Annotated in this window: 10 protein-coding genes; 8 read left to right on the top strand and 2 right to left on the bottom strand. The window is 71.6% G+C overall.

Features of this window, described 5'->3' with window-relative positions:
- The first annotated feature begins 258 nt into the window (after positions 1-258).
- From QR78_RS10750 to QR78_RS10720, 7 genes are all read left to right on the top strand, one after another.
- Positions 259-486, top strand: coding sequence for a hypothetical protein (locus QR78_RS10750; RefSeq protein WP_048427510.1), 228 nt, complete (start codon positions 259-261; stop codon positions 484-486).
- Positions 487-723: 237 nt separating this feature from the next.
- Positions 724-1,854, top strand: a complete 1,131-nt coding sequence (locus QR78_RS10745; protein WP_089504286.1) for a transglycosylase SLT domain-containing protein — start codon at positions 724-726, stop codon at positions 1,852-1,854.
- A gap of 147 nt (positions 1,855-2,001) precedes the next feature.
- Positions 2,002-2,619, top strand: coding sequence for a hypothetical protein (locus tag QR78_RS10740; RefSeq protein ID WP_048427509.1), 618 nt, complete (start codon positions 2,002-2,004; stop codon positions 2,617-2,619).
- A 189-nt stretch (positions 2,620-2,808) separates the two neighbouring features.
- The gene (locus tag QR78_RS10735; protein ID WP_048427508.1) at positions 2,809-3,087 is read left to right on the top strand and encodes a hypothetical protein; all 279 of its coding nucleotides are present in this window, start codon (positions 2,809-2,811) and stop codon (positions 3,085-3,087) included.
- A 111-nt stretch (positions 3,088-3,198) separates the two neighbouring features.
- Positions 3,199-4,152 (top strand): transglutaminase family protein, encoded by a 954-nt coding sequence (locus QR78_RS10730; RefSeq protein WP_048427507.1) that lies wholly within the window; start codon positions 3,199-3,201, stop codon positions 4,150-4,152.
- Positions 4,153-4,421: 269 nt separating this feature from the next.
- Complete coding sequence (locus tag QR78_RS10725) at positions 4,422-5,228, top strand: transglutaminase-like domain-containing protein (RefSeq protein WP_048427506.1); 807 nt, start codon at positions 4,422-4,424, stop codon at positions 5,226-5,228.
- 170 nt (positions 5,229-5,398) lie between these two features.
- Complete coding sequence (locus QR78_RS10720; RefSeq protein ID WP_048427505.1) at positions 5,399-6,067, top strand: L,D-transpeptidase; 669 nt, start codon at positions 5,399-5,401, stop codon at positions 6,065-6,067.
- Positions 6,068-6,165: 98 nt separating this feature from the next.
- Here the strand turns inward: QR78_RS10720 and QR78_RS10715 are convergent, their stop codons facing one another.
- Complete coding sequence (locus QR78_RS10715) at positions 6,166-6,468, bottom strand: hypothetical protein (RefSeq protein ID WP_048427511.1); 303 nt, start codon at positions 6,466-6,468, stop codon at positions 6,166-6,168.
- Between the two features lie 122 nt (positions 6,469-6,590).
- Between QR78_RS10715 and QR78_RS10710 the strand changes: the two genes are divergently transcribed.
- Positions 6,591-6,824: a hypothetical protein gene (locus tag QR78_RS10710; protein ID WP_048427504.1), complete on the top strand. Its 234-nt coding sequence runs from the start codon at positions 6,591-6,593 to the stop codon at positions 6,822-6,824.
- Positions 6,825-6,945: 121 nt separating this feature from the next.
- Here QR78_RS10710 and QR78_RS10705 read toward each other — a convergent pair.
- A partial coding sequence (locus QR78_RS10705) for an EF-Tu C-terminal domain-related protein (RefSeq protein ID WP_048425812.1) occupies positions 6,946-7,315 on the bottom strand: 370 nt, incomplete at its 5' end.

The following is a 7,315-nucleotide window of genomic DNA, read 5'->3' as shown; positions in this document are numbered from 1 at the left end:
CCGCCCCCGCCGGCCCCGCCGGCCCTGCGGCCCTCCCCGCGTGCGGGCTCCCCGCTGTTCGAGAACCGCGGGCAGGCCGTGCTGGCCCTCCTCCTGGTGCTGATCGCCTTCCTGCTCACGATCGAGATCGGGCTGCAGATCTACATCATCACCCAGACCTGACGCAGAGGACCCCGACGGCGTCCGCGATCCCGCGGAACCGATGCCGGATCCCGGCTGTTCTTCGCCGTCATTGGATGTGACGTACGGGAGATCGCCATGCGCAAGATGATGTCCGCCGCCGTGCTCGCCGTGGGCCTAGCCGGCTTCGCCGGGGCCGCGGAAGCCAAGGGATGCATCAAGGGCGCGGTCGTGGGCGGCATCGCCGGCCACGCCGTCGGCCACACCTTCGCGGGCGCCGCCGCGGGTTGCGCGCTCGGCCGCCACCAGGCCAACAAGCGCCAGCGCGCCCGGGACGAGGCCGTCCAGCCGCCCGTCAGCCGCTGACACGGCAGCGGTCTCGTTGCACCGCACCATCCCCGGCGACAATCGCCGGGGCCGCCCCGCAGGTCGAGCTTGGCCGTAAGACGGCATGAATGCTTGGCCGGCGACAGAGCGGAGCTTGCCGCGATACGGCGAAGCTTGCACCGGTTCGTGATGACCTGAGCGAGCCTCGCCGTCATATCGCCACATCTCGCCGGCTTCTTGCGCCGTACAGGCATGGAAACCGGGGCGATACATCACATGCGACGTCGAGTGGACGGACCGGCGCAGCGGGGCTCCATGCGGATGGCGGGAGCCCACGGGGACGTCCTCTCCTTCAGCAGCCGCGCCGCCCATGGCGGCGTGCCGGTGATGGCCCGCACGATCGTGGCGGCCGGGTGCCTCGCCGCCGGCCTCTCCGCCCTGCTGCACCAGTACGGCGCCGAGCTGGTGACCGCCCGCCCGGCCGTCACCATGATGGCCGACCTCCTGGTGATGCCGACCCCCAAGATCCAGGCGCCCAAGATCCAGGCATCCAAGATTCAGATGCAGGCCTCGCAGGCCCAGCCCGCTGCGGGCCGCGACACGGCCGGGATCGCGCCCCTGCGCGAACCGATCCACGATCTCGACACGGCGCTGGGCTCGTCCGGCGTCGATCGCGTCTCCTACGACGACCTCCTCGCCGCCAGCTCGGGCGGCGATCCCAACGAGGTGCTGACCTTCGGGCCGATGCGGATCCGCCGCCACCTCGTCCAGACCATCGTGCGGGCGGCCGCGACGGTGCGCACCGACCCGGTCCTGCTGATGGCGGTCGCCGACAAGGAATCGAGCTTCCTCACCGAGGTCCAGGCCCGGACCTCCTCGGCGACCGGCCTCTACCAGTTCATCGAGCGGACCTGGCTGCAGGTGATTCGGGAATTCGGCGCCCAGCACGGCTATGCCCGCGAGGCGGGCCTGATCGGCGAGGACAACAGCGTCGCGGATGCCGCGGAGCGCACCCGTATCCTCGATCTGCGCCGCGATCCCTCGCTCGCCGCCGTGATGGCGGGCGAGATGCTGAAGCGCGATTCGGCCCGGATCGCCGCCCGGATCGGCCGCGACCTCACCCTCGGCGAGACCTACCTCGCCCACTTCCTCGGCCCGGACGACGCCGAGCGCTTCATGGCCAAGGTGGTCGAGGAGCCGAAGGCCGAGGCTGCCGCCCTGCTGCCGAAGCCCGCCAAGGCCAACCGGCCGATCTTCTACGAGCGCGTCGGGCGCCGGAAGGCCCGCAGCCTCACGGTGGCCCAGGTCCACGACAAGTTCGAGGCGATGATGAGCACCCGCGGCGCCCGCTACCGCGACGTCGGCGCGCTGATGGGCGTGATGGCCTACGCGGCGGAGTCGCCCTGAGGGGGCTCCGTCACGCGGGAAAAACCCTTTCCGCGAAAAAGACTTGTTCCACGAAAAAGACTTGCCGCCGAGCCTGCGGTAACGGAAACCACGGCGCCCGATCACGGTTTATCCCTCCGACGATCCATTACGGACCAGGAGGTGACGATGGGCGCGGCAGGCGCCGGACGCCGGACGGGCGGCACGCAACTCACCCCCATTCTCTCCCTCGACGCCCTCGGCGCGAGCCTCGCCTCCGCCTATGACGGCCTGATGGTCGAGGCGGTGCCGGAGCGGCTCGGCGCCTTGCTGCGCCGGATCGAGGAGAGCGAGGCATCGGGTCTCGACGACGATCGGGCGACACGACCCGGGCCCTGCGACGACGCACGGGCGACGGGCACGGCCTGCCGGCTCGCCCTGCTCGTCGGCGACGTACCGGGGGCCGAGGAAGCCGGCGCCCTCTTGGCCCGGGCCGGCCTCGAGACCGTGCGCTGTCGCGATCCGGAGACCGGTCTCGACACCCTGCGCCTGCGAGGCGGCGAGGTCGCCCTGGTTCTCATCGGGCTGCCGACCGAACGGCCGGGCGCCCTCGACGGCGCCGGGCTCGCCCGGGCGGTCGCGACGCTCTGGCCGACCATCCATCTCGTCGTGGCGCAGCCGCCCCGTCCCGGGCTCCGGCTCCCGGACGCGCATCTGCCGCCGCAGGCGGTCCCCCTCGACCGCGGCCCCGAACTCTTGGCTTTCGCCGAGCACGCCGCGCGCAAGCCCCGCCCCCCCGTCTCCTGACCACGGGCCGTCCGGGCTCCCGGACGGCCGGCACCTCACGGTCATCTCCCCGGCGGGACGCTGGGTTGATTTGCCCGGGACGGCCCTCGTGTCCTAAATTCACGGCGGAAGGGACGTGGCGGCCCGCAAGCCGCGCGCCCGGGAGGAGGCGCCGGGTGGACCGGCGGACCGGATCAGGGAGATCCTGCCATGACGACCGGCATCGGGACCGGAGCGACGACGGGCGAGCGCAACCGCCAGGACGGATACGCCGCCGAATACGCGGCGACCGCCGGGCAGCAGGCGGCCTTCTTCCGCGAGCAGGCGGAGCGCCACCGCCGGCAGGCCGAGCAGGCCCGCATCTTCGCCGACCTGAGCCATGGCGAGGACGGTGCCGAACAGAACCGCCGGGCCGAGCGGCTGGAGACCCTCGGGCGTCACGGCGACACCATGGCGGCGGCCTTCGAGGCCCGCGCCCGGCGCCTCTGAACCGACCCCCGCGAAAAACGACCCTCGGGACGGACCGCCCATGACACCGGGCCTTGCCGCGACGAGGCCCGAAACCGCGAATCCCGACCAGTCCAAAGCTCGATCTGTCTCTTGCCGATCCTCTCCGTCGATCACGTCACCACCTACCGCTACCGCCGGCCCGTCGGATTCGGCGAGCACCGGATCCTGTTCCGGCCCCGGGACAGCTACGACCAGCGGCTGATCGCGGCCTCGCTGGCGATCAGCCCGGAGCCGGAGAGCCTGCGCTGGGTCCACGACGTGTTCGGCAATTGCGTTGCGGTCGCGCGCTTCCGCGGCCGCGCGCAGGAGCTTCGCGTCACCTGCCGCATCACCCTCGAGCACACGCCCGAGCCGCCGCTCGCCTTCGCCCTCGCGCCGCAGGCCGCGCGCTACCCCTTCGCCTACGATGACGACGAGGTGCCGGACCTCGCCCGCTATCGGGAGCGGCAGCGACCGGACCCCGCCGGGGCCGTCCGGGCCTGGGCCCGCGGCTTTCTCGGCCCCGACGGCAGCGCCGAGACCCGCGCCCTGCTGGCGGCGATGACGACGGGAATCCGGCGCGACTTCGCCTACGAGGCCCGGATCGAGAAGGGCGTGCAGGACCCCGCCGAGACCCTGCGCCTTCGCCGCGGCACCTGCCGCGACTTCGCGCTCCTGATGATCGAAGCGGTCCGGGCGCTCGGCATGGCCGCGCGATTCGTCTCCGGCTACATTTACGTGCCCGATTACCCGCCGGAGCGGGACGGCGCCGCGCGCCATGCCGGCGGCGGCTCCACCCATGCCTGGGTCCAGGTCTACCTACCGGAAGCGGGTTGGGTCGAGTTCGATCCGACCAACGGCATCGTCGGCAACCGCGACCTGATCCGGGTCGCGGTCACGCGCCATCCCGGGCAGGCGGTGCCGCTCCACGGCAGCTGGATCGGCCGGCCGGAGGACTTTCTCGACATGGCGGTGACGGTCCGGGTGAGCGAGCACGACGGGGTGCCGACAGACGGGGTACCGGCAAACGACGACCCGGCGCTCCCCCGCCGCGCCGCCGAGTGATATCGCGTCCGGGAGCCCCCTTCCGGACGCGGTCTCACCAGCCCGCGCGGTGGAGCCGCAGGTTCCACACGCTCAAGCGACGCCGAAATCCGCATCGCGACGCGATCGACCGGATTTCGCCGGATTTCGTATGACGGCGGATCGGTCCGGACGGCGCATCTTCGCCCAGTACCTGCCGCTTCTTCGGGCAACCCACGCAGGCGGGACGGGCTTACCCTGGGGTGTCACGATGCGTCGGCCCATCGGCCGCCTCAGGGAGCCAGCACCCCATGAAGATCAGGACCGGGTACGCGATCAGCTTCGACTCCCCGGCCCCGACGCCGATGCTCCTGATGCTCAGCGTCCACCCGTCCCGGCTCGGCGACTGCCTGACCTCACCGGCGCTCCGCTTCGATCCGCCGATCCCGGCCCACGACTATCCCGACCGGTACGGCAATACCTGCACCCGCATCCTCGCCCCGCCCGGGCGGCTGACGATCTCGGCCGATTTCCTGGTCGAGGATAGCGGCCGCGTCGACGAGTACGTCCCCGACGCCGTGCAGCACCCGGTCCAGGACCTGCCCGACGACGTGATGGTCTACCTGCTGGGGAGCCGCTACTGCGACACCGACAAGCTGTCGAACACCGCCTGGCAGCTCTTCGGCCACACCCCTCTCGGCTGGGCCCGGGTGCAGGCGATCGTGGATTACGTCCACAACCACATCCGGTTCGACTACCAGCGCGCCGACGCCACCCGCAGCGCCTTCGACGGGTTCAACCAGCGCGAGGGCGTGTGCCGCGACTTCGCGCACCTCGCCGTCACCTTCTGCCGCTGCATGAACATCCCGGCGCGCTACTGCACCGGCTATCTCGGCGATATCGGCGTGCCGGCGGTGCCCGACCCGATGGACTTCTCGGCCTGGTTCGAGGTCTATCTCGGCGGCCGCTGGTACACGTTCGACGCCCGCCACAACCGGCCCCGGATCGGCCGCATCCTGATGGGGCGGGGGCGCGACGCCACCGACGTGGCGATCTCGACGATCTTCGGCCCCTCGGTGCTGGCGGGCTTCCAGGTGCATACCGACGAGGTCGCCTGACGTCCCGCGGGGCGGCATCGCGTCGGATGCCGCCGATCCCGTCAACCGCCCGTGAACGCTCTCACAGGCCTCAGTACTCCGCCCTCGAAACAAGCGTCGCCGGAGCCGGGAACCACTTCGCCGAGACAGCATTGTACAGCAAAGGTAATTGCTGAGGTAAGGCTCCGGCCATGAAGATCTTCGCTACCGCCCTGGCGGGCGTTCTGAGCGCGTGCGTGCTTGCCTCGGCCCCGGCCAAGGCGGCCCCCTACGATCCCTTCGACGCCAATCCCGGCGAGGATTACTACGCCGGCCAGCCCTACGATTCGCCGAGCTACCGCGCCACCCAGGGCTATTACGGCCAGGGCCAGGTCGGTCAGGGTCAGGCCGCCGGCAGCACCGAGCAGGCACAGGTCGCCCCGATCCCGCGGGAGCTGGTGCCCTTCAACGGCGCCTACGCCCCCGGCACCCTGGTGGTCTCGACCGCCGAGCGGCGCCTCTACCTCGTGCTGGGCGACGGCATGGCCCTGCGCTACGGCGTCGGCGTCGGCCGCCCGGGCTTCACCTGGTCGGGCACGAAGACGATCACCGCCAAGCGCGAGTGGCCGTCCTGGACCCCGCCGAAGGAGATGCTGGCCCGCCGCCCCGACCTGCCGCGCTACATGGCCGGCGGCATCGACAACCCGCTCGGCGCCCGCGCGATGTATATCGGCGGCACGCTCTACCGCATCCACGGCTCGAACGAGCCGGACACGATCGGCCAGGCGGTGTCCTCGGGCTGCATCCGCATGACCAACGACGACGTCACCGACCTCTATTCGCGGGTCAAGGTCGGCGCCAAGGTGGTGGTGCTGAACTGACATCCCGACGGGTCTCCGGACACGGACAGGGCCGCCCTCAGGCGGCCCTTTTTCGTGGTCGAACCGGGGCCGCCCGGGAGCGGCCCCGTTCGCCGGGATCAGGGGACGACGCGGCCCGGGGCCGGCGGCTGCGGCGTGCTGAAGGCCGCGATCGGCACGTCGCAGAAGCAGCGCACGCCGAGCGGCCGCGGGCCCGGCAGCGGGCAGGAATAGGGCTGCGGGCCGGTAAAGCCGCGCTGGACAGCGTCGCAATTGTAGCCGACGGCCCGGCGCGGCGGCACGCGCTCGTAGCCGTAGCCCGGTGCCACGTCTTCGCGGTAGTATTGCGCCGAGGCCGAACCGGTCAGGGCGGCGACCAGAATCGCGGCCGAGGCCAGGCCGGCGCGAACGAACCCTCGCATCATCGCGTTCCTCTCTGGCAGGGTCTGACCCTGCGGGACGCCGCATCGGTAGCCGAACCGCCCCGGCCCGGCAAATCCGGGCCCGGCCCACATCGCCGCCCCGTCCTTCGGGAGACACGCCCGTGACGACCTCGACCCAGTGGCAGCGGACCCTCGACGCGGTCCTCGAACTCGCCGAGGAGATCGCCCGGATCTCGCCCGATTGCGCCGACCGGGCGATGCAGATCGTCCGCCTGGTCCGTGCGGTCGATCCCCCCGACCGGGAACTGGCGGCGGACGACCTCGCGGTCGACGACGTGCTCGACGGGCCCGATGTCGGCCCGCTTCACCGCAGCCGCACGCCGGACGTGGCCTGACCGGGCAAAGCCGGGTCGGGCTGCATCCTGCGCCACGAAAAAGGGCGGGCGCCTGTCCGGCGCCCGCCCCGTCTCGTCCGTGGTCCGGAGCCGCGCGGGCTGCGGACCGGGAGGATGTCGCTTACTCGGTGATGGAGGCGACGACGCCGGCGCCGACGGTGCGGCCACCCTCGCGGATGGCGAAGCGGAGCTTCTCCTCCATGGCGACCGGCACGATCAGCGTGACGTCCATGGTCACGTTGTCGCCCGGCATCACCATCTCGGTGCCCTCGGGGAGCTGGCACACGCCGGTCACGTCCGTGGTCCGGAAGTAGAACTGCGGACGGTAGTTGGTGAAGAACGGCGTGTGGCGGCCGCCCTCCTCCTTGGTCAGGATGTACGCCTCGGCCTTGAACCGGGTGTGCGGCTTCACCGAACCCGGCTTGCACACGACCTGGCCGCGCTCCACGTCCTCGCGCTTCGTGCCGCGAAGCAGCACGCCGACGTTGTCG

Source organism: Methylobacterium indicum, assembly GCF_001043895.1.
Classification (GTDB): Bacteria; Pseudomonadota; Alphaproteobacteria; order Rhizobiales; family Beijerinckiaceae; genus Methylobacterium; species Methylobacterium indicum.
The sequence above is the reverse complement of the archived record's forward strand: the minus strand, read 5'-3'. Positions and strand labels throughout refer to the sequence as shown.